Annotated in this window: 14 protein-coding genes; 13 read left to right on the plus strand and 1 reads right to left on the minus strand. The window is 43.5% G+C overall.

Annotated features, from left to right (window positions below):
• Positions 1 to 162 precede the first annotated feature (162 nt).
• From rimP to pckA, 13 genes are all read left to right on the plus strand, one after another.
• Positions 163 to 630 (plus strand): ribosome assembly cofactor RimP, encoded by a 468-nt coding sequence (gene rimP / locus LKO26_RS00495; RefSeq protein WP_227585838.1) that lies wholly within the window; start codon positions 163 to 165, stop codon positions 628 to 630.
• A 65-nt stretch (positions 631 to 695) separates the two neighbouring features.
• Positions 696 to 1,931: a transcription termination factor NusA gene (nusA, locus tag LKO26_RS00500; protein WP_227585839.1), complete on the plus strand. Its 1,236-nt coding sequence runs from the start codon at positions 696 to 698 to the stop codon at positions 1,929 to 1,931.
• A gap of 60 nt (positions 1,932 to 1,991) precedes the next feature.
• Positions 1,992 to 4,811, plus strand: coding sequence for a translation initiation factor IF-2 (gene infB, locus LKO26_RS00505; protein WP_227585840.1), 2,820 nt, complete (start codon positions 1,992 to 1,994; stop codon positions 4,809 to 4,811).
• A gap of 137 nt (positions 4,812 to 4,948) precedes the next feature.
• A complete protein-coding gene (locus LKO26_RS00510) occupies positions 4,949 to 6,874 on the plus strand; it encodes a S8 family serine peptidase (protein ID WP_227585841.1) in 1,926 nt (641 codons plus the stop codon).
• 116 nt (positions 6,875 to 6,990) lie between these two features.
• Positions 6,991 to 9,882 (plus strand): SusC/RagA family TonB-linked outer membrane protein, encoded by a 2,892-nt coding sequence (locus tag LKO26_RS00515; RefSeq protein ID WP_227585842.1) that lies wholly within the window; start codon positions 6,991 to 6,993, stop codon positions 9,880 to 9,882.
• A 26-nt stretch (positions 9,883 to 9,908) separates the two neighbouring features.
• Complete coding sequence (locus tag LKO26_RS00520; protein WP_227585843.1) at positions 9,909 to 11,396, plus strand: RagB/SusD family nutrient uptake outer membrane protein; 1,488 nt, start codon at positions 9,909 to 9,911, stop codon at positions 11,394 to 11,396.
• A gap of 21 nt (positions 11,397 to 11,417) precedes the next feature.
• Positions 11,418 to 12,221: a hypothetical protein gene (locus LKO26_RS00525; RefSeq protein WP_227585844.1), complete on the plus strand. Its 804-nt coding sequence runs from the start codon at positions 11,418 to 11,420 to the stop codon at positions 12,219 to 12,221.
• Positions 12,222 to 12,299: 78 nt separating this feature from the next.
• Positions 12,300 to 14,234, plus strand: coding sequence for a putative porin (locus LKO26_RS00530; protein ID WP_227585845.1), 1,935 nt, complete (start codon positions 12,300 to 12,302; stop codon positions 14,232 to 14,234).
• A gap of 9 nt (positions 14,235 to 14,243) precedes the next feature.
• A complete protein-coding gene (gene bshC / locus LKO26_RS00535) occupies positions 14,244 to 15,824 on the plus strand; it encodes a bacillithiol biosynthesis cysteine-adding enzyme BshC (protein ID WP_227585846.1) in 1,581 nt (526 codons plus the stop codon).
• Between the two features lie 38 nt (positions 15,825 to 15,862).
• A complete protein-coding gene (locus LKO26_RS00540) occupies positions 15,863 to 17,536 on the plus strand; it encodes a LysM peptidoglycan-binding domain-containing protein (RefSeq protein WP_227585847.1) in 1,674 nt (557 codons plus the stop codon).
• 96 nt (positions 17,537 to 17,632) lie between these two features.
• Positions 17,633 to 18,499, plus strand: coding sequence for an ACP S-malonyltransferase (gene fabD / locus LKO26_RS00545; RefSeq protein WP_227585848.1), 867 nt, complete (start codon positions 17,633 to 17,635; stop codon positions 18,497 to 18,499).
• 12 nt (positions 18,500 to 18,511) lie between these two features.
• Positions 18,512 to 19,435 (plus strand): GYDIA family GHMP kinase, encoded by a 924-nt coding sequence (locus LKO26_RS00550; protein WP_227585849.1) that lies wholly within the window; start codon positions 18,512 to 18,514, stop codon positions 19,433 to 19,435.
• A gap of 97 nt (positions 19,436 to 19,532) precedes the next feature.
• Positions 19,533 to 21,137, plus strand: a complete 1,605-nt coding sequence (gene pckA / locus LKO26_RS00555; protein ID WP_227585850.1) for a phosphoenolpyruvate carboxykinase (ATP) — start codon at positions 19,533 to 19,535, stop codon at positions 21,135 to 21,137.
• A gap of 144 nt (positions 21,138 to 21,281) precedes the next feature.
• Here the strand turns inward: pckA and LKO26_RS00560 are convergent, their stop codons facing one another.
• Positions 21,282 to 23,963, minus strand: coding sequence for a cation-translocating P-type ATPase (locus LKO26_RS00560; RefSeq protein WP_227585851.1), 2,682 nt, complete (start codon positions 23,961 to 23,963; stop codon positions 21,282 to 21,284).
• Positions 23,964 to 24,060: the final 97 nt, after the last annotated feature.

Genomic DNA, 24,060 nt, shown 5'->3' on the forward strand with positions numbered 1-24,060 from the left:
AGGAGGAATTTTCTGTAAATGCTTGATGCTGTGCTGTAACTTGCCGACGTCTGATTTTGCTCAATAAAAAAAAATCCATATATTTGCAGTCGAATAACGGAAAAATGGGAAGGCTTCGCAAGAAAGCCTTTTTTTGTACCAATATCCGTTCACAGATAAAAAATGAGTTTTAGAGAAGATATCGAACGTTTAATAAACGGTTTTTTAGAAGAGCGTCAGGATCTGTTTCTGATCGATCTGAAAATATCTGCCGCAGATGATGTGACCGTAATTCTGGACGGAGATCAGGGGGTAACCCTGCAGGATTGTCTGGATGCCAGCCGTGCCATAGAATTCAATATGGACCGGGATGAGCATGATTTCTCGTTGCAGGTAATGAGTGCCGGATTGAGTGAGCCGCTGAACTCTGAAAGACAATTCAGAAAAAATCTGAACAGAGATCTGGAAATCACGCTTCAGGACGGGACAAGTGTAGAAGGAGAATTGTCTGCCGTGCACGGAAACGGTATTGTGCTCATGATGCGCTACCGGAAACCAAAAGAAATCGGCAAAGGTAAGGTAGATGTGGAAGAGGAAAGAGAAATCCTCTATGCGGATATAAAGAAAGCATTGGTAGCAATAAAATTTTAACAATATGATGGAAGCAGGGACAAACTGGTCCGCAGTGCTTCATCTTTTATTACATAGATATAATTATGAACAGTTTAGCGTTAATAGAAGCGTTTGGCGATTTTAAAGACGAAAAAAGCATCAGTAAAATCGATTTAATGGCCATTATCGAGGATTCACTGAAAACACTTCTTAGAAAAAGATATGATTCTGATGATCACTTTGATGTGATTGTGAATCCGGATAAAGGTGACTTCCAGATTTTTCTGAATAAAATCATCGTAGAAGATGATATGTCCGAAGATGATGATCTGGAAATTGAAATTACAGAAGCTAAGAAAATAGATCCTACCTTTGAAGTGGGAGAAGATTATACGGTAGAAATTCCGATTGCAGAGCTGGGCCGCAGAAATATTCTGACCCTGAAGCAAATCCTGGCCACCAAATTGCAGGAGCATAACAACGCACTGCTGTATGAGCAGTTCCGCGACAGAATCGGGGAAATTGTAGTAGGAGAGGTGCATCACATCCGCAAGCAGCATGCTATTTTACTGGATGATGAGGATAATGAATTTATTTTGCCGAAAGAAAATCAGATCCCGTCAGATTTCTTTAAAAAAGGCGAAAGCATACGGGCCATTATAGATAGTGTGGATTTTAAAGGATCCAAGCCTCAGATTATTGTATCCAGAACATCACCCAGATTTCTGGAGAAATTGCTGGAGCTGGAAATTCCGGAAATTCAGGACGGAACCATCATGCTGAAAAAAGTAGTGAGAATACCCGGCGAGAAGGCTAAAATTGCCGTAGATGCATATGATGACAGAATAGATCCTGTAGGTGCTTGTGTGGGCGTGAAGGGATCCAGAATTCACGGCGTGGTGCGTGAGCTGAAAAATGAAAATATAGATGTAATTCAGTGGTCCAAGAATCCTGAAATTCTGGTGAAAAGAGCGCTGGGGAATATTACCGTAAATAAAATAGATATCAACCCCGAGGAAGGGTACGCCATGGTTTATACACCGGTTGAGGAAATTTCAAAAGTAATTGGTAAACAGGGACAGAACATCCGTCTGGCTTCATGGCTTACCGGTTATGAAATAGACGTGTACCGGGAAACCAGCGAAGATGATGATGTAGAACTGGATGAATTTAATGATGAAATCAGTGAGTGGATTATTCAGGAATTCAAAAAAGTTGGACTTAATACAGCGCGCAGTGTATTGGATAAAGATACCGAAGCGCTGGTACACCTTGTAGATTTGGAAGAAGAACAAATTGACGAAGTAAAGCAAATTCTGAGAGAAGAACTGGAATCATAAACACCCGGAATCCAATTCATCAGTAACAGAACAATAAAATTTATAATAGTAAATATTTGCATGCCAAAAATTAGATTAAATAAAGCGTTAAAGGAATTCAATATATCCATGTCCAGACTTGTAGAGTTTCTGCAGGGAGAGGGCTTCACGGTTGATGAAAATCCGAACGCTCCTCTGGAAGCAGCAGCGTATGATGCACTGAAAGCTGAATTTGCCAAAGACAGCGAGCAGCGTAAGGCATCCCATGAAGTCGTAATGTCTAAAATCCCGGAGGAAAAACTGGTGATAGAAGAAAAAGCTCCGGAAGTGATTAAAGCCAGAGCCTCTCTGCGCCCGGAAACAAAAATTTTAGGTAAAATAGATCTGGAACCTAAAACGCCGGAAACTCCAAAACCAGAACCGGTGGCCGATGAGCCCAAAAAAGAACCCGAAGTGAAATCTGTGCCGGAACCCGAAGCAGATAAACACGGAATTAAAATTCTGGATAAAATAGACCTTTCGCAAATAGAAAGCAATAAACCCAGATCCAAAAAAACACAGGAGAAAAAAGTGGAAAAAACTCCACCAGTACCGGAGCCGGTAAAGGAAACACCGCCCGCTCCTGCAACAGTGCAGAAAACGGCAGAAGCAGAAAAACCTGCAGCTCCACAGAAACCTGCAGAAGAAGCACCTGCCGTACCAGAAAAACATGAAACTGTATATCAAAAACTGGATGGTCCCAAAATTCTGAAAGAGAAAATAGACCTTTCGCAGTTTAATAAACCCAAATCTGCCGGAGGCAACGCTGCCAAGAAAAAGAGAAAGCGTATAGAAAAACCAAATCCTCAGGGCGGAAATGCTCAGGGACAAGGGGGAAATCAGGGCAACAGACCGCAGGGCGGACAAGGGAACCGCAACCAGGGCAACAGACCCGGACAGCAGGGTGGCCGTGGCGGATCCCGCCGGGGTGCAGACCGCGTGATGCCGGTAGAACTTACCGATGAGCAGGTTAAAAATCAAATTAAAGAAACCCTGGAAAAACTGACCAACAAAGGAGGCAGAAACAAAGGGGCTAAATACAGAAAAGAGAAAAGAGTCTTCCGCCGTGAGCAGGATGAACTGCAGCAGGAACTGGATGCAGCCGACAGAACACTGAAGGTGACAGAATTTATTACCGTAGGCGAACTGGCTTCATTAATGAACGCAAGTCCTACCGAAGTTATCTCTGCATGTTTCTCCCTGGGCGTAATGGTAACCATGAACCAGCGTCTGGAAGCAGATACCCTGCTTCTGGTAGCAGACGAGTTCGGGTACAAAATTGAATTCTCAGATGCGGACCTGGAAGAATCCATTACCGAAGAAGAAGTGGACAGCCCGGAAGATCTAGAGCCAAGAGCACCTATTGTTACGGTGATGGGACACGTAGATCACGGTAAAACTTCCTTGCTGGATTATGTAAGAAAAACCAATGTAATTGCCGGTGAATCCGGGGGGATTACCCAGCATATTGGTGCCTATAACGTGAAACTGGAAAACGGCCAGAGAATTACCTTCCTGGATACGCCGGGTCACGAAGCCTTTACGGCTATGCGTGCCAGAGGTGCACAGATTACAGACATCGTCATCATTGTAATTGCAGCAGATGATGATGTGATGCCGCAGACTAAAGAAGCCATCTCTCACGCACAGGCAGCAGGAGTACCTATGATCATTGCCATCAATAAAGTAGATAAGCCCAATTCCAATCCGGACAAAATCCGTGAGCAGCTTTCTGCCATGAATATTCTGGTAGAAGAATGGGGCGGAAACGTTCAGTCGCAGGAAATATCCGCAAAATTTGGTAATAATATGGATCTGTTGCTGGAGAAAGTATTGCTTCAGGCAGAAATTCTGGAACTGACCGCAAATCCGGATAAAAATGCACAGGGTGTGGTCATTGAAGCATCCCTGGATAAAGGCCGCGGATACGTAACCACCATGCTGGTACAGACCGGAACCCTGAAAGTGGGAGATTACGTGCTGGCCGGTAAAAACCATGGTAAAGTAAAAGCCATGCTGGATGAAAGAGGGAAAAATATGCAGCAGGCAGGACCTTCTATTCCGGTTACCATTCTGGGTCTGGACGGTGCGCCTACCGCTGGTGATAAATTCAGAGTTTTCGAAGACGAAAGAGAAGCGAAAACCATAGCAACTAAAAGAGAACAACTGCAGCGCGAGCAGTCTATCCGTACCAAGAAGCACCTTACTCTGGACGAACTGGGCCGCCGTATTGCACTGGGCGATTTCAAGGAACTGAACATCATCCTGAAAGGAGATGTAGATGGCTCTGTTGAAGCCTTGTCAGATCAGCTTCAGGGACTTTCTACCGAGGAAATCAGCGTGAACATCATCCACAAAGGTGTCGGTCAGATTACCGAGTCAGACGTGTTGCTGGCAGCAGCCTCAGATGCCATTATGATTGGTTTCAACGTGAGAGCGGGTGCCAATGCCAAGGATCTTGCAGATAAAGAGGAAATAGAAATCAGAACCTATTCCGTAATCTATGCCGCGATCGATGAGGTGAAGGAAGCCATGGAAGGCATGCTTTCTCCGGAAATCAAGGAGCAGGTTATCGGAAATGTGGAAATACGCGAGGTATTCAAAATTTCTAAGGTGGGATCTATTGCCGGATGTATGGTATTGTCCGGAAAGGTGACCAGAAATTCCAAAATCAGATTGCTGAGAGACGGCATTGTGAAGTTTGACGGTGAACTGGAAAGTCTGAAACGTTTCAAGGACGATGTGAAAGAAGTCACCAAAGGCTACGAGTGCGGACTGAACATCAAGGGATATAACGATATAGAAGTCGGAGATATACTGGAAGTTTACGAAGAAGTTGCCGTGAAGAAAAAACTGAAGTAGAAACAACCTTAAATTATACCTTTAGAAGCCTGCAGGAATGCAGGCTTTTATTAAATATAAATAAATGATGCTTATGTTGTAATTTTTATTAAATTTGCGCACAGCTATTATTAATATCATAAACTTAAAATTTGCTAATGAAAAATAAACATTTGCTCATTGCATTACTGGCTTTACCGGGACTTGCAATGGCTCAGACAGATGAAGAAAAGATTAAAATTGCTTCCCATTCCAATAAGGAAGCAAATGCAAAGTTAGCTATAGAACTGCGTCAGGAAGAAGATCAGCGTATTGCACGTCTCAATGCTTTTTTGGCTGCAAATCCTAATGTCAATCCGGTTATCAAAGATGATGAATCCGGAAAGGTGGAATTAATGGACGTACTCCCGAACGGAGAATTTGTATATGCCAAGACATATAATGATGGTTCAGCAACTACTGCCCGTGCCAAGGCACTCTATAACGGAGGTAGTTTAGGAATCAATATCCAGGGTCAGGGAATGACCGTTGGGGTATGGGATGGAGGCAGTGTGAGAGATACTCACCAGGAATTCATGGTAAATGGTGTGAGTAAGATTCAGAACATGGACAGCAGCAGCCCATTTCATTATCATGCAACCCACGTAACCGGCACCATTGCTGCACAGGGGCTTAATACACCAGCACGAGGTTTGGCTTTTAATTCTTCTATTAAAGCATATGACTGGAGTGGTGACATTAATGAAATGAATACCGAAGCCGGAAATGGTTTGCTTTTGTCCAATCATTCTTACGGGATAGGATCTTTGGGGTCTATTTGGTTCTATGGTGCCTATGACAGCCGGGCCAGAAATATGGATGTGATTACCTATAATAATCCTTATTATCTTCCTGTGGTTTCTGCCGGAAATGACAGAAATGAGACCTCTCCTCCAGGATCCACGCAGCTAAGCAATAAGTTTGGGTATGATATGATTTTCGGACATGGCAATGCAAAGAATGTGGTGACTGTGGGAGCGGTTAATCAGGTCAATAATTATACCGGACCCACTAGTGTGACCATGTCTTCCTTCAGCAGCTGGGGACCGTCAGATGATGGCCGGATCAAACCAGACATCACGACGAAAGGGGTTGCTGTTTATTCTACTCTGGAAACCGCTGATAATGTGTATGCCTCTATGCCGGGGACCTCTATGGCCTCGCCCGGTATTACCGGTGTGCTGACCTTGTTGCAGCAATATCATAATCAATTATATGGTAGTTTTATGAGAGCCGCCACTACCAAAGGTTTGCTGCTGCATACCGCAGATGAAGCTGGGTACAACCCGGGTCCGGATTATGAATATGGATGGGGCCTTGTAAATGCTACCAGAGCAGCTGAAGTAATCCGTGATAAAAACCTTTCAGCAAACGGAAGTATTATTGAAGAAACTACTCTTGCAGCAGGAGCGACTTATACCAAAAATATCATAGCTTCCGGTACTACTCCGCTTCAGGTTTCTATTTCATGGACAGATCCAGCGCCTGCCGCAAGCCTTGTGAATAGCGGAACAGTGGACCCTACTACCAATTATCTTGTGAATGATCTTGATGTAAAGGTGACCGCAGCTAACGGTACCATTTATTATCCATGGAAACTGGACGGGATGGCGAATTTTGGATTTTTTAATCCTGCTACCAGAAATTCTGCGAACAATGTGGATAATTTTGAACGTGTAGATATTGAAAATCCTTCTGGACAGTATACCATTACCGTTACGCACAAAGGTACGCTTACCAACGGGCCTCAGCATTTTACATTAATTGCCAGTTCAGACGGCCTCAGCCAGCTGAGTGTTCGTGATGTTTCACCTAAGCAGAATCTGCTGGATATTTATCCGAATCCGGCTACGGATTTTGTAAATGTTAAAAATGGTGTGGATGGTTCCAGAGTCTCTGTTCTGGATATGGCAGGAAGAATCATTAAGCAGCATACACTGAAAGAAGGAAGAATAGATGTAAGTGGTCTGGAAACTGGAAATTATTTACTGATATATAAGGGGAAAGATGATGTGGATGCGAGTTTTAAATTTACTAAGAAGTAAAGCTTTAACCTCCAAAATGATAATTATTTAAGTAAAGTCTAATAATAAAATAAATGTTTGCGTATGTTAAATATTATTAACATATTTGCAAAAATTAAATATTAAAATTTGTTAATATGAATGTTAAATTACGAGTATTAAGCACAGGAGCACTGTTCTTTATGGGTGCATCTGTATTCGCTCAAAACACCACTGTTGATACTGCTAAAGTTGCAGAAATTGAAGAGGTGGTGGTTTTGGGGTATAGTAGAACAGCTACTAAACCGAAGGATGTAACTGCTTCTACTACAGTTACTGCAGAAAAATTTGAAAACCGTCCGACGACCTCTTTCCTTAATTCACTGCAGGGAGAGGCTCCGGGTTTAACGGTGAACTCTACTTCCGGATCTCCAGGGTCCGGTAAAATCGACATGATTTTACGGGGGGTAGGTTCATTCAGTGCAGGTACTGAGCCATTGTATGTTATTGATGGTGTGGTTTCCAACTCCACTCAATTCAGAAACCTGAATGATGCGGACATTGAATCTGCATCTGTACTTCGTGATGCTGCTGCAACCGCTATCTACGGAAACAGATCTGCAAACGGGGTAATTGTAATTACAACAAAAAGAGGTAGATATAATTCCCCACTGAGACTTAGCTATAATGCGACTACAGGTGTGAATTTCCTTCCCATTACAAAATATGACATGATGAATGCTCAGGAAGCGTTGAAACTTGAGCAAATGTATGGTAGTGGGATGGGTGCAGGCATGACCGACGATCAGATTGCCAACTACCAGACCAATACAGACTGGAGAAAAGTGTTCTTTAACCCGGGAATTACTCAGAGACATGACCTTTCTGCCAGAGTAGGGGGTGAGAACATTAACCTTTATTCCTCTCTTGGCTATATGGATGTGGAGGGTATCGTACCTACCTCAGATTTCAAGAGATTTACATTCAGAAATAATGTGAACGGTAAATCTGCAAATAACAGATTTAATTACGGTATGCAAACAGCATTGTCTTATTCAAAAAGACATCAGCTGGATGAAGAAACCAATACAAATATCAGCAACAACTCAATCCAGAACCCGCTGCATGGTGCTACCGGGGGGATGCCTTACCTTGCTTCAGGGCAATTCATAAACGGTCAGCATCTTTATAATACCATCGGTCAGGATTTCACTGGTGGAAAAAATATTTATGTTCTGGAAGATATTCTTAAGGGAACTCTTCCAAATGAAAGAACAGAAACTGGGATTCTGGCAAACCTGAACTTGTCTTATAAAATTACGGACAACTTTACCATCGGTAATAAAACCGGTCTTGATTACAAGCATTACGAAACCAATTTTGCGCGGGCACCATGGAGTTACCTGGCAATAGTGGTGGCTGCAGGGCAAGCAACTTCTTTTGTTCCAAATCCATATGGCGGTATCGAGGATTTTGCAAAAACCAACGAGTTTAACTTCCAGAATACTTTCAATGTACTCTATAATAAATCTGTAGGAAATCATACTTTTGATGCCGGAGTATATTTTGATTATGTAAAAGCTCACCAAAACTCAACATCTCAGAGAAGAACAGGTCTTAATCCTCTGAACTGGGTGTTTGGTGCAGGTACCGGTTATGTATCGCCTGCATATTTCAACTCAACAGGTGCATCTCCTGTAACATATTATGTGCCTACTGCCGGTGCAAGTGAGGTAAATGTAGGTACTCTGGCATATTTTGGAACTTTGGATTATGACTATGCAGACAAGTATGGTTTCAGTGGGGTAATCAGAAGGGATGCTACGTATAGATTTATTGATGAAAACAGATGGGGAACTTTCTGGTCTGTAGCAGGTCGTTGGAATATTGACAAAGAAAATTTCATGGCAGATTCCGGATTTGATATGCTGAAACTGAGAGCCTCTTACGGTATCACTGGTAACCAAAATATCATTGCTGGATCTCTGGGTTCCAATCCACTCTTTATTTCTCCAAACTTGGTTAGAGAAGTTTATGTAACCGGAACGGGGTATGACAACATCGCCGGTGCACTTGGATTTGGAGGCTTAACAAACCCATTGGTACAGTGGGAGGAATTTGCTTCTACCAACATCGGTCTTGATGTGAAAATGCTGAACAATAAACTGGATATGCGTTTTGATGTGTATGACAAGACTACAGATAAAGTTTATAACTCTGTAAATCTCTCTGCCGCTACAGGTTCTTATGCGATTGCCGGTAATAACGGTAAGATTCAGAACCGTGGTGTTGAAGCCATGATCAGATACGATGTTTGGAGAGGTAACGAAGGTAAATTCTCCTTGTACGCCAATACTTCTTATAACAAGAGTAAAATTATTTCACTTCTGGAAGATCAGACTTCAGGATCCATCAGAAACGTACAGGGTGGTCAGATGTATGAATGGTATTTCGCTCCGTATCTGGGTGTGAACCCGGATAATGGTAACCTTCTATTTGAAGATATCAACGGTAACGTGACTGAAAACCTTACCGATGCAGATATGAGAGCTACGGGTAAAAATATGTTCCCGAAATGGTCCGGTGGTTTCGGATTCAATGCTGAATTCAAAAGATTCTTCCTGGATACACACTTCTCCTACCAACAAGGAGCGTGGAAGTTTGACAATGCTATGGCCTGGGTATATGCACCTGCGTCAATCGGTGAGTGGAACCAGTCTGTAGACATGCTTGATGCATGGACACCAACCAATACCGGAGGTTCTATGCCGTCTCTGTTCGCAAACAACTACTCTTCCGAAGATTATTCTGACAGATGGCTGAAGGATGCTTCTTTCCTGAAATTAAAGAATGTTTCCCTGGGGTATAACGTACCTACGGAAATGCTGAGAAATACAGTAATCAAAGGACTGAAAATATTTGTTGCCGGTGAAAATCTTGTGACTTGGTCCAAGTGGCAAGGATATGACCCGGAACCAAACTTCTCTTACTCACTGTCAGTGTATCCAAACATGAGAACGTTCAGTTTTGGTGCAAATATTGATTTTTAATAATAAGTTACTTTAAATTAAATAGAATGAAAAAAATAAAGTTATTTTTATATGTCGCCGTTGCGTCTCTTTCAATTTTATCTTGTAGAGATGCGATTGAGATTGTGCAGCCTGGTGAAATCACAGAAGAGGTGGCAATCCAGACAGTTGCTGATTTAGAGTCATTTCTGGTCGGTAACGTATACGGTGCGGTAGATACTTCAAGTGAAATTCAGTTGGGGTCTATTTTTACTGACGAAACTGCTCTTACTTCCGTAAACCCGGGTCATTATTTTAATGATTACAGATACGGATTGATGACCAATAACGGAAATGTAGCTTCTACATGGTTGAATCATTACAGAGCCATCAACAGAGTAAACAGATTGCTGAAATCTGCCGAAAGAATTACTCCGGCTAACGCTACTGAGCAAGCTGAGTATAATTCAATCCTGGCAGAAGCAAGAACCATTCGTGCGTTCTCTTATCTGCAACTTCAGTCATACTTTACCACAAATTTAAGAGATGATAATGCTCTTGGGGTAATGTTACTTGATGGTGTTCCGGAAATTGATGAGAACCTGCCAAGAGTAAGCAACGCTCAGATTTGGGCTCATATTGAAGATGATTTGAACTATGCGGAAGCAAACCTTCTTCCGTTGACAGATTACAAATTTGTAACGCCTCAGTTGGTTGATGCCATCAGAGCAAGAATGTATACGTACAGAGGAAATTATACGCTGGCTAAGCAATATGCGCAGCAAGTAATCAATAACAGCCCTGCGCTCACGATTGCTACTCCTTATCAGCAGGCTACATTCCAGAACAACCCTTCATCTAACCCGTACAAAAGAATGTGGCAGGATGTAGGACAAGGGGAAATCATTTTCGCACTGAGCCGTCCTTCAGTAGGACCTGGTGGAAATATTGCCTCTAACTGGACTACCAATACCACGAATCTTACTGGTACACCACTTTTAGGAATGAGCTATAATCTGTTTACCCTGTTAAGTGAGCCAAATGATGTGAGACTTCCAAGTTTTGTTGATCCTACTACTTATGATGCTTCAAACACTACAGATATTATCGTGATTGATAAGTATCCGGGTAAAGGAAATACACCGCTTAAAAACGACATCAAAGTATTCAGAGTTTCTGAAATGTATCTGATTCTTGCTGAAGCTGCAGTATATGAAAATCAGTTAGCAATTGCTGCCGATTATATTCAGCAGGTAAGAAACGCCAGAAGATATAGTGGTACCGCTCCGCTTCCTTCATATGCAAATCAGCAGGCGGGTTATCAGGACGTACTTAAAGAAAGAAGAGTTGAACTTTGCTTTGAAGGCCACAGATATGTGGATCTGAGAAGATTGGGGGCTATTGCCGGTGTTTCCAATGACAGAAATGCTGATGATGACTACTTCAACCCGAATACACCGCTGACTTTGAGTATTACTGATCACAGATGGACTTTCCCGATTCCGAATGCGGAAAAATTAGGTAATCCTAACATCCAACAGAATCCAGGTTATTAATTATTAGTAAAATTTAATATAATGAAAAAATTATCATATTTATTTAGCATGTTGATGGTTGCTCTCGCTCTTGTAGCTTGTAGAGAAAACCATACTGAGCCCGGTTACAGTGATGCACCACTGCTTCACTTCCAAAAGGCAGGAGCAGATGTAGCTGCTACAGATGTGGGCTATACTGACCATATTGTAGATTTCGGAACAATTGCGCCAGTAAATGGTACAGCTTCTGTAAACCTTGTGAAAATTGAAGGTGATGCGGTAGAAGGTGTAGATTATGAAATCCTTAATGGAGGTGTAGCACAAGTAGCTGCTGGTGCTATGAATGGAGAATTCGTAGTAAGAGTTTACGGTGCAGGTTTATCACCGGACATTGCCAAAACTTTAGTTTTCGGTCTTCAGTCATCTGCAGTTGGAAACGCAGTGTATAACCAGCAGTATAGCATCAGTATGAAGATGAAGTGTCCGCTTCCGGCTAACTTCCCGCTGGATTACAACGTATCCGTATATGCATTTAATGAGTTTGCACCTGCTCACGTTCAGACGTTGACGCCTGTTGCAGGAACAGACAATCAGTTCACAGTTGTTTCCTCTTGGGGACCCGACTTCGTAGCATGGGCTACCGGAGACGCTGGTTATGCTGGCCAGTATCTGTATCCGGGAACCATTACCATTAACTGTGGAGATGTACTGTTTACGACTTCTGCAGGTTATGGTTCTAATACCGTTGGAACTTACGATGCGGCTACCGGTGTAATCCAATTTGATTTGGAGCAGTCACTGTTTACTACTGCATTTACTACTACTGTAACAATGACTCCGCAATAATGAGTTCATTATCATAGTTAAAGGCCGCATTTTTATGCGGTCTTTTTTTTTCTTACTTTTGCTCTCATAACCATCACTATGAGGTATTTACTTCTGATTTTTTTAGGTCTCGGAAATCTGGTCACTGCACAGGTTGTCAACAAGACCGATTCTAACCGGGTGAAGCCCGCAGATTCTGTTGTTATTGACAAAGGAACCAGAGACTCACTCACTATTTTTAAACCTACCATCTACGATTATCAATCTTTCACTCAGTTTTCTGAACCGCAGATTATCGATACCGTGCTCAGCGCAGAAAAGACCCACGTTTTCACCCAGTGGAATAACAGGGATAATTTTGGACGTATTTCGTTTGCCAACATAGGTGCCGGCTTTAATCCTCTGGTATATGAGGTAAATACGGAACAAAATCTTGCCCTGCTGCCTGAGAACAAGTCCTTTGGCTTTCTGGGAATAAAAGACATCCGCTATTATGATGTGAAAACGCCTACTACGACCTTCATTTATCACAACGCTTTCCGGAATGGGGCGGCTCTCAATACCACCTATACGCAGAACATCGGAAAGACCTTTAACTTCGCCATCGATTATATGGGGTTACGCTCACAGGGTTTCTACAGTGATATGCTTGCCGCGAATAATAACACACTATTCTCAGCCCATTTCAAATCCCGGAATGAAAAATACCAGGCTTTTGCGCATTTCATCCATCAGAATGTCAACAATCAGGAGAATGGGGGACTGGCCAACGACGAACTCTATATTACCGGCGCTCCGGCTTATGATAACCGGGTGAATGCAGAGATGAATCTCAGAGGGTCCAGTTCGGTTTTTTCTGCACGCAGATATTATTTCAGTCATCAGTTTTCACCATTTGATCCGGAAAAGTTTCCGTTCAGATTGCAGCATACGATTTTTCATCAGGGAAACAAATACAGGTACGGAGACTCTTCGCTGCAGGATTTTTATATGATCAATCAGGATGATGCAATTCCCGGATTTCCTACATCCACCGGTAAATATTCCAAGAATCTCAGCAACACCATCAGCGCCGTTTTTGATCATGAACACTTCAAACTGGATGCCGGATTACGGTATCAGTTGCTGAAAATCGGAGTCGTGGAACCGGTAACTCTTGAATCTCTCCATGTGCCTGCAGAAGTGAAGGAAGGCCGGCTGGGAGCAGTGGCGAATTTATCTGTTAAACTTTTGGATAAAATTGCCCTGGATTCCCATCTGGAATTTTCGCGGGGCGAAAAATTCGGAAATTATTTGCGGACTCAGAATCTCTTGCATTTTGAGCCGGTTCCGGGTTATTTTGTTGATGCAAAAGTAAATTTTCAGTCTGCCACACCGTCATTCAACTATCATCTGAACAGCTCGGTGTATAAGCGTTTTAATTATTTTGTAGACGATTTTAAGAATCAGAACATCCTGGAAATTGGCGGTAAAATGAATCTGAAGTGGTTCGACAGTCAGGTCTTTGTGAATTATTTCCGTATTGATAACTATACGGGATTCAGCGCGGATTATACGCCGGTTCAAAGTTCAGAGTCGGTTAATATTTCACAGATCGGTGGAGAGGCTACTTTTACCTATAAAAAGTTCCATCTGAACAGCCGGTTGCATTTTCAGAATACCCTATCCGGGAAAGAATATTTCCCTGCACCTGCATTTGTGGGTCGTGCCAATCTGTATTACCAGACGAAAGCTTTCAAGAATGCCGCAGAAATTCAGGGTGGAGTTAAAACGTATTTCTTCTCAGAGTTTGACAGCCGCCATTATTCACCGGTGCTGAATGAGTTTGTTTTGCCGGGATCTGATGTCTTTCGCATTGGTGGCCAGCCCGTTTTTGATGCCTATGTCAATTTAAAAGTAAAGCGGATGTTCTTTTTTATAGAAGGACAACACCTGAACACCACCATTAAAAATAATACCATGTACACGGCACCGCATTATCCGTTTTACGATTTTCGCCTCAATATCGGGATCGTGTGGTACATCATCAGTTAATTTTTTGCTTTGAAACTACATCAAAAAATACCATTTATAGAAATAGACAGCATTCCGGATCTCATCAAAGATTTTCTGAGTGGTAATCTGAAAGGTGCTGAGGCTACGGCCCCCCTGCTGCATAATTATGAAGCGAAAATCAGGCAGAAACAAACTTCTTATGCTGATGAAAGCCGTAAGGTTCTAGCCACTGTTCTGGAAAAACAGATGAAGAACTTGTCCGGAAGCCAAAGCGCGAATATGGTGCTGATGAAGGAAAACACCACGTTTACCGTCACCACCGGCCATCAGCTGAATCTGTTTACCGGACCGGTGTTTTTTGTCTATAAGATCTTGCAGACCATCAAAACGGCGTCGTATCTGAAAGACCATTTTCCGGAGTTAAATTTCGTTCCGGTTTTCTGGATGGCCACAGAAGATCATGATTTTGAGGAAATCAATTTTTTCCGGACCATGGATCAGCATTATTTTTTCAATGCAGCGTCCGGTGGAGCGGTGGGAAGAATCAAGGTGCAGGATACCGCTTTCATTTCGCAGTTTGAAAGTGAATTTAAAGACTCCGTTTTCGGTACTGAGCTTATTTTAATGCTCAAGGAATCTTATCAACCGGGCAAAACCCTTGCGGAGGCTACCAGAATATTGGTCAATAGACTTTTCGCAGATTATGGACTTTTGATTTTGGATGGAGACGATCCGGCATTGAAGAAACTGATGATTCCCCGATTTGAAGAAGAGCTTTTTCAGCAGAAACTTTTTCAGGAAAGCAAATGTCAGGTGGATTTCCTGACCGAAAAATATGGAAAAGTGCAGGTGAATCCCCGCGAAATAAACCTTTTCTACCTTACCGCAACCCGGAACAGGATAGAAGCAACAGTTGGCGGATTCCGGATTGTGGACACTGATATACAATTCTCTGTGCAGGAAATGCGTGAAGAACTGTACAGATTCCCTGAAAAGTTCAGTCCCAATGCCTTGCTGCGTCCGGTTTATCAGGAGACAGTACTTCCCAATCTTGCCTATATAGGTGGAAATGCCGAAATCATGTACTGGCTGGAGCTTAAAGATTATTTTACTGCGGTTGAACTGCCTTGTCCTGTATTGGTTCCTCGCAATTCCATGCTGTTTCTTTCTCAAAAAACATTGACAAAAATTTCTAAACGAAATCTTTCGGTAAAGGATTTTTTTATGGATTTTAACCAGGTGACCGCAGCATTGCTGATGGAAAACAATGCAATTCTGGAATTACTGAACCGGAAAGAGCGTGCTTTGACCGAATCCTTTGATGATATTAAGAATATAGCGGGCAAAACCGACCAAAGCTTCGGAAACCTGGTGCAGGCAGAAGAAGCACGTCAACTGAAATCCTACCGGCGGATGAAAAAAAGGTTGCTGAGGGCGGAGCGCATTAAACATTACGAAATGTTGGAGCAGCTCCACCAGTTATACCTGCAGGTGCATCCGGGGCAGACCTGGCAGGAACGGAAGTGGAATTTCAGTGTATTTTATGCAGATGAAGGTCATGCATGGCTTGATACTTGTTTAAGGGAAATGGATGTTTCCCGTTCTGAACTGATTGTGATGAAGTTTTAACCGGAAAGCGTTAATTTTGTAAAGAATTTATTGATAAAATGATAAAGAAAATTTTTTTAACTTCCATGTTATTGCTTTGCGCGGGATCTGGCTTTGCGCAGAATCAGACGCATACCGTAGCCAAAGGTGAAACCGTATACAGTCTGGCCAGAAAGTATGGCATGTCTGTAAATGATTTCTACCGCTTGAATCCTTCCGTGAAAGATCAGCTGGCTATCGGGCAGAAGGTTAAGGTTATGAAAGGGGGTGCTGCTGTGCCAAAGAATGATGCGGTAGGGTATATAGAGGTTCAGCCGAAACAAACCATCTATGGAATTACCCGGCAATACCATATTACGGAGGCGCAGTTGCGTGCTCTGAATCCGGATCTGGGACATTCATTGCAAACCGGTGAGCGTCTGGCGCTTCCGGCAGCAAACCTGCAGAAGTATGCCGATAAAAGTACGGTACCGTATTCCGCTCCTTCCGAACCGGCCAAAGTTGCTGTCCCTGCAGTTTCCTCTAATACCTATAACACTTCGGGAATTTCATCCGATAATTTTGTGACCTATACGGTACAAAAAGGAGATACCACCTTTGGGATCATCAATAAATTCGGCATTTCTTTGGAAGAACTGATCCAGCTGAACCCGGATTTGTCCCGGGGATTGCAACCCGGCATGGTGCTTAAGGTGAAGAAAGCAGACAAGGCCTACGTGAAGAAAGCGGGAGATGTATTGAATGTGGTGCTGATGTTGCCGTTCGGTTATGACAGTAACGACAGTAAATACCGCGCAATGTCCCTGGATTTTCTTGCCGGAGCCAAACTGGCCATTGAACGCAATGCAAAAAAAGGTCAGAAGCTCGATATTAAAGTAGTGGATGCCGGCAATGAAGCCAGTTTCAAAAATTCGCTTACACAGATCAATAAAGACAATACTGATTTGATTATAGGCCCTTTCTTTAAGTCCAGCGTGCTGGAAGTTCTGGACTATGTGAAAGACAGCAAAATTCCGGTGGTAGCACCTTTTGCCAATTCTGATGATCTGTATGGTTTCAGCAACCTGATAATTGTGGAAACCAATGAGCAAACCTACGCAGACCGCATCATTCAGGAAGTAAAAAGTGTGTACAGCGATCAGAAAATATATATAGTGGGTGAGAAGGGGAAAAACCTGCCCGGTTATTTGGCCGGTGGCCTGCAGAAAGCCCTCAGAAATCCCAACGTGGTGGTGGTAAATTCTGCCGCAGAAATTCAGGCGGATACCAATATGATGACCGGTCAGAAGATTCCGGTGATTGCGATTCTGGCCAGCGATCAGGATGCCACAGGACAGAAGTTCGGAGAGAAAATGATTGATTTGTCCCAGGGAACTGCCGGCATGAAAGCCTTCAGCATGTATTATGTGCCTATGTTCGAAAAGTATGTAGACGAACTCAGCCAGGCAAGTCTGGTGTACATTATGGACCGGAAAATCAATACCGACGGAACTTTTGAAAAAGAAATTCTTGCAGAATTTAATCAGAAATATTGCAAGAGCCCCGGTAAATACCAAGTAGTAGGATTTGATGTGATGAATGACATGCTGATGCGTGAAAATAACCGCGGCGAAATCTTCAGCCAGATGGGCCGGTCACAGACCCAGTTGGCTACAAAATTCGAATTTGAAAGAATACAGCGAAACGGCGCTTACGTCAATACCGGATACCGCGTGGTAAGGCTGGTTCCGTAATTTTTGATAAATATCATGTATAACGGCATTTAAATTTAACGTTTCTATGCAGTTAATTTTATGTAAATTTGTCGGATTAAATTGTAAAATTAATTAATGAAAGCACTTGTATTTCCTGGGCAGGGTTCACAGTTTGTGGGGATGGGAAAGGAATTGTATGATTCCCGAAAAGATATAAAAGACCTGATGGAATCTGCTAATGATGTTCTTGGTTTCGATATTCTGTCGATCATGTTTAATGGTACAGATGAGGATCTTAAGAAAACTGAAATCACGCAGCCTGCCATTTTTATTCATTCGCTGGCTTCCTTAAAAGTAGCCGATACCTTCGGTGCCGATATGGTGGCCGGGCATTCACTGGGAGAATTTTCTGCACTGGTGGCCAATGGCGTACTGTCTTTTCAGGATGGTCTGAAACTGGTCTCCGAAAGAGCAAAAGCCATGCAGGATGCGTGTGATGCTAATCCGAGTTCCATGGCAGCAATTCTGGGACTGGAAGATGAAATCGTAGAAGAAATCTGCGCAGGAATATCCGGAATTGTGGTGCCTGCCAATTATAACTGTCCCGGCCAACTGGTCATCTCCGGTGAAACTTCCGCAGTAGAGGAGGCCTGCGAAAAACTCAAAACCGCCGGAGCAAAAAGAGCATTGATGCTGCCGGTAAACGGTGCGTTCCACTCACCGCTCATGCAGCCCGCACAGGACAGACTGGCCGCTGCTATAGAAAATACCAAATTCAGAAACTCTACCATGCCGGTATATCAGAATATCACCACCACAGCAGTGTCTGACCCGGAGGAAATCAAGAAAAATCTGATTCTGCAACTTACAGGTCCGGTGAAATGGACGCAGAGTGTACAGAATATGATAAAAGACGGAGCCTTGAAATTCGTGGAAGTTGGCCCCGGCAAAACCCTTCAGGGACTGATTAAGAAAATTAATTCAGAAGCTGTTTTTTCTTAAAATACAATCATAATGGGTAGCATTTTTTCTCCGGGAAAATTATTGCTTACTTCAGAATACTTCGTCCTGGACGGTGCTCTTGCCCTGGCGGTTCCTACGATACCGGGGCAGGAGTTTTTTTTTGAAGAATCAGCAGACGGCTGCTCCCGTGTGAACTGGGAAGCATACCACATGGGGAAACTATGGCTGAAAGCAGTGCTCCGGTATGATGACTGGCAGATTCTGGAAACCAATCTCCCAGCTGCCGCTGACTTTGTTTTAAAAGTATTGCAGAGCATTCAGGAAATGGCTCCTGATAAATTTACCGGCAAGATTTCCTATGATTTCAGCACCAATCTTCAGTTTCCGGCAGATTTTGGACTGGGCAGCAGCTCTACGCTGATGAATAATCTGGCACAGTGGGCAGCAATTGATCCGTATGTGCTGAATGAAAAATGCCTGGGTGGAAGTGGCTATGATATTGCGGTAGCTGCAGAACAGTCGGCAATACTATATAAAACACAGCCGGAAAGGTCCATAGAAAAAGTGCAGTTTGAACCGCCTTTTGCCGATGATTTGCTGTTGGTTCATCTGAATCAGAAACAGAACAGCCGTGAGGGCATCAGCCTCTACCGCTCCCGTGAAAAATTAGCTGTACTGATTGACGAATTCTCGGAATTAACCACAAAAATTTACCATTCCCGAAATATTGAGCATTTCTCAGATAATATGATTCAGCATGAACGGATGGTCTCGGATTTTATAGGGATTCCCACCGTGAAAGAGCGTTTGTTTACGGATTATGACGGATTCATAAAAAGTTTGGGTGCCTGGGGTGGTGATTTTGTACTGGCTGCAAAAAATGAAATGAGCCATGATTACTTTAAGGATCGGGGTTTCAATCGCGTCTACAGGTGGAAGGATCTGGTTTCCAGCTCGGAGAAAAATCCGGACTGAAAGGTCTGCTGATCTATATCATTTCAATAAATTTGAATAAGATGATTATATTTACTTAAATTTGGAAAAATTCAATTCGAAATAATCTTTTAAACACATGAAAAACAACAAAATTATCGAGCAACTGAATGATCTTGGGATTACAGGATATGAAGAAGTGGTGTACAATCCATCTTATGAGCAGTTGTTTCAAGACGAAAACGCAGGCACAAACGAAGGATTTGAAAAAGCCGTTCTTACAGAATCCGGTGCCATGGCCGTAGAAACAGGTGTTTTTACCGGAAGATCTCCAAAAGACCGATATATTGTTAAGGATGAAGTCTCCGCAGATACCATTCACTGGGATGGAAAAGTAAACCTGCCTACTTCTCCCGAAATTTTTGCAAGTTGCAAAGATCTTGTAGTCAAAGGATTATCAAAAGCCAAAAAAATCTATGTAGTAGATACATTTTGCGGAACCAACCCGGATACCCGCCTGAAGGTTCGCTTCATTATGGAAGTGGCATGGCAGGCCCATTTCGTGACCAATATGTTCATCCGTCCTTCCAATTATGAACTGGAAAACTACGGTGCACCGGATTTTCTGGTCATCAACGGATCCAAAACAACAAATCCGAACTGGCAGGAACAAGGCCTGAACTCCGAAAACTTCATTATGTTCAACCTGACCGAGAAAATTCAGATCATCGGCGGTACCTGGTATGGTGGTGAAATGAAAAAAGGAATGTTCTCTATTATGAATTATTACCTGCCCCTCAGAGGAATTGCTTCCATGCACTGCTCTGCCAATGTAGGTGAAGAAGGAGATGTTGCGTTGTTCTTCGGATTGTCCGGAACCGGAAAAACAACCCTTTCTGCTGATCCGAAGCGTTACCTGATCGGTGATGACGAGCATGGATGGGATCATAACGGGGTATTCAATTTCGAAGGAGGTTGCTATGCAAAAGTGATTGACCTTTCTGAAGAGAAAGAACCGGACATCTTTGCAGCCATTCGCCGCGATGCCTTGCTGGAAAATGTTGTGGTAGATGAAAACGGAAAAATTGATTATACAGATGGTTCCATTACCGAGAATACCCGTGTATCTTACCCTATTTATCACATCAATAAAATTGTACTGCCTTCTAAAGCCGGACATGCTAAAAAAGTAGTGTACCTTTCTGCAGATGCATTCGGGGTATTGCCTCCGGTGTCTGTTTTAACAGATGAGCAGGCTCAGTATCACTTCCTTTGCGGTTATACATCTAAACTGGCCGGTACAGAAAGAGGAATTACAGAACCACAACCTTCTTTCTCACCAGCCTTTGGTGAAGCATTCCTTTCGCTGCATCCTACCATGTATTCCAAAACACTGATTGGAAAAATGCAGGAGCACGGTGCCAAAGCATATCTGGTAAATACCGGATGGAACGGAACCGGAAAGAGAATCTCTCTGAAAGATACCCGTGCCATTATTGATGCTATTATAGACGGATCCATTGAGAACGCTTCGAAGACTGTAATCCCGGTGATGAACCTGGAAATTCCTACTGCACTTCCTCATGTATCTGAAGGCATCCTGGATCCCAGAGATACGTACGAAAATGCAGCGCAATGGGAAGAAAAAGCAAGAGACCTTGCAGCCCGTTATATCAAAAACTTCGAGCAGTATACCGATACTGAAGAAGGGGCTAAACTGGTACCTGCCGGACCTCAATTGTAAGAATTATTTCATATACATCAACTCCCCGGAAATTTTTCCGGGGAGTTTTTTTGTGCGCTGATTGTAGCTTCCAGAAAGTTCTTATTTTCCTCTGAAAATTATATGACCCTTTCCGAATCAGTAGGATAAAAACCGCTCATTAATCTATGCGTTACCGATTCTGTGTTTCTGGCCCGTAAAGATTTTCAGAATTTCATTGGCTGCCAGTGGAATCAGACCCAGTCCCAATACCATCAGCCAGTCATTAAGGTTCAGATACTGCAACTTGAAGGCTTCTTTCATGAACGGAATATACAGTACCATCAATTGAATAACTAATCCGAAGATCACTGCGCCTACCAGATATTTATTGCTGAAAACACCAACTTTGAAAATGGACTTATACTCGCTTCTCAGCGCAAATGAATAAAACAACTGACAGGTTATAATGGTGAGAAACGCCAGCGTTCGGGCATATTCATGGACTTCCTCAGGTATGTCAGCAGCGAAAGCGGAAAAACCCCGGAGATGATAGCCCAAAAGGAAAGCAACCATTGTAAGTGCAGAAATTAAAAATCCGGCCAGGATGATGCGGCGTCCGGCACCGTGCGAGAAAAAATTCTCATTGAGTGTTCGGGGTTTTTCTTTCATAATGTCTTTATCCCCGGGATCCATACCCAGTGCCACCGCCGGCAGCGTATCGGTTACCAGATTGATCCAGAGCAGCTGGGTAGCACTCAGCGGTACCGGTAAGCCCCCCAGAATCGCCGCGAGCATGACCAGTACTTCGCCCACGTTGCAGGCAAGCAGAAAAACCACTGCTTTTTTAATGTTATTATAGATATTGCGTCCCTGTTCTACCGCTGTAATGATGGTGGAAAAATTATCATCGGCCAGAATCATATCCGATGCATTTTTTGCGGCATCGGTTCCCGTAATTCCCATGGCAACACCTATATCGGCGGCATTGAGTGATGGTGCATCGTTCACGCCGTCACCCGTCATGGAGACTATATTGCCCCGTGATTTCAGGGCTTTGATGATTTTTACTTTATGCTCCGGTGAAACCCTGGCAAAAACCCTGTATCCGGATATGGATTTCTCCAGTTCGGTACGGGACATCCGGGAGAGGTTGCCGCCCGTGGTGGCCTGGGATATATCCGTGGCAATGCCCAGATCACGGGCTATGGCAAAGGCGGTATTTTTGTGATCTCCTGTAATCATCACGGTGGTGATGCCGGCTTGCTGCGCCAGCGCAATGGATTCCTTTACCTCATCCCTCGGCGGATCCATCATTCCCGTAATGCCGATAATCACCAGATCTTTTTCAAAATCTGCATGTGCAATGCTGCTGTCCACTTCTTTGTAAGCCACCGCAAGGGTACGCAGAGCTTTATCCGACATGGATTCGGCAGCTTTTCGGAGTTGTGAAATATGGTCATCCGTCACCGGTTGTTTTTGTCCATTGAGTATAATTCCGGAAGCGTGCTTCATGATGCTGCCCAGTGCTCCTTTCACGTAAATCAGATGCTTGCCCTCCTTTTCATGTAGGGTAGACATCATTTTTCGGTCAGAATCGAATGCTAATTCGTCTTTTCGGGGCTGAGCGGCATGCAATTCGTTCCGGTCTATTCCCAAATCATCTGCCAGTTGCAGCAATGCGATTTCTGTGGGATCGCCGGTACTCTCGCCATCCTCCAGCGTAGCATCACTAGCCAGAACCATGGCTTCTGCCAATAATATTCCCTCATCAGAAATTGCCTGGTCCAAACTTTTAACACCGTCTGTAAAAGTGAATATTTCGTTGACCGTCATTTTATTTTGTGTCAGGGTACCTGTTTTGTCGGAACAAACAATATTGACCGAGCCCAGGGTTTCCACCGCCGGCAGTTTTTTGATGATGGCTTTCTTTTTGGCCATCCGGGTAACTCCTATAGACAGTACCACGGCTACGATGGCTGCCAGACCTTCCGGAATGGCTGCTACGGCTAGCGATACGGAAGTCAGGAACATTTCAGCGAGATTGCGTCCCTGAAAGTAAGAGAGCACAAATATCACCACGCAGATGACTATTGCCCCTATACCCAGCATCTTACCAAGCCTGTCCAAGCGCAGTTCCAACGGTGTACGGGTTTCCTGATCCTGCGAAAGCAGATGGGCAATATGACCCACTTCGGTGTTTTTTCCCGTACCGGTTACCACGCCTGTGCCGCGTCCATACGTGATGAGTGTGCCCATAAATGCCAGATTTTTGCGGTCGCCCAGTGCAATATATTCTTCGGAAAAAATATATTCGGCATCTTTCTCTACGGCTACAGATTCACCGGTAAGTGCAGATTCATCTATTTTCAGATTGGCACTTTCTATCAGTCTTAAGTCAGCAGGGATATAGCGGCCGGCATCCAGCAGTACAATATCTCCGGGAACCAGGTCTTCGGAGTTTAACTCCCGGGTGTGTCCGTCCCGCCGCACAACGGCCTTTGGAGCTGCCATGTCCCGGAGGGCATCTATGGCATTACCGGCCTTTACTTCCTGAATGACGCCTAATGCGGCATTAATGAAAATTACGGTACTGATGATAATTCCGTCTGTGTATTCGCCCATGAGCATCGTGATGATGACGGCGCCCATCAGCACATAGATAAGGGCATTGTTCAGTTGGGCAAGAAAAATCCTGAAAATGGATTTCCGTTTCTGCTCCTGCAGTTTGTTGGGGCCATATTCCGAAATCCTGGCTGCAACTTCATTTTCTTTTAAGCCTGTTTCGGGGTTTACTTCCTTTTCTTTAAGGATCTGATCTGCCGTTTGCGCGTAGTACAATGGTCCTTGAGTCTTCGGTTCATTCATAGACTGAGCTTGTCGGGTTCAATCTATAAAGTTAGGAATTAAAGAATTGCCAATGGAAATTTTGATATTAAATTTTTGTGATACCATGTTGGATACC

It is taken from the genome of Chryseobacterium sp. MFBS3-17, from assembly GCF_020687745.1.
Taxonomy (GTDB): Bacteria; Bacteroidota; Bacteroidia; order Flavobacteriales; family Weeksellaceae; genus Marnyiella.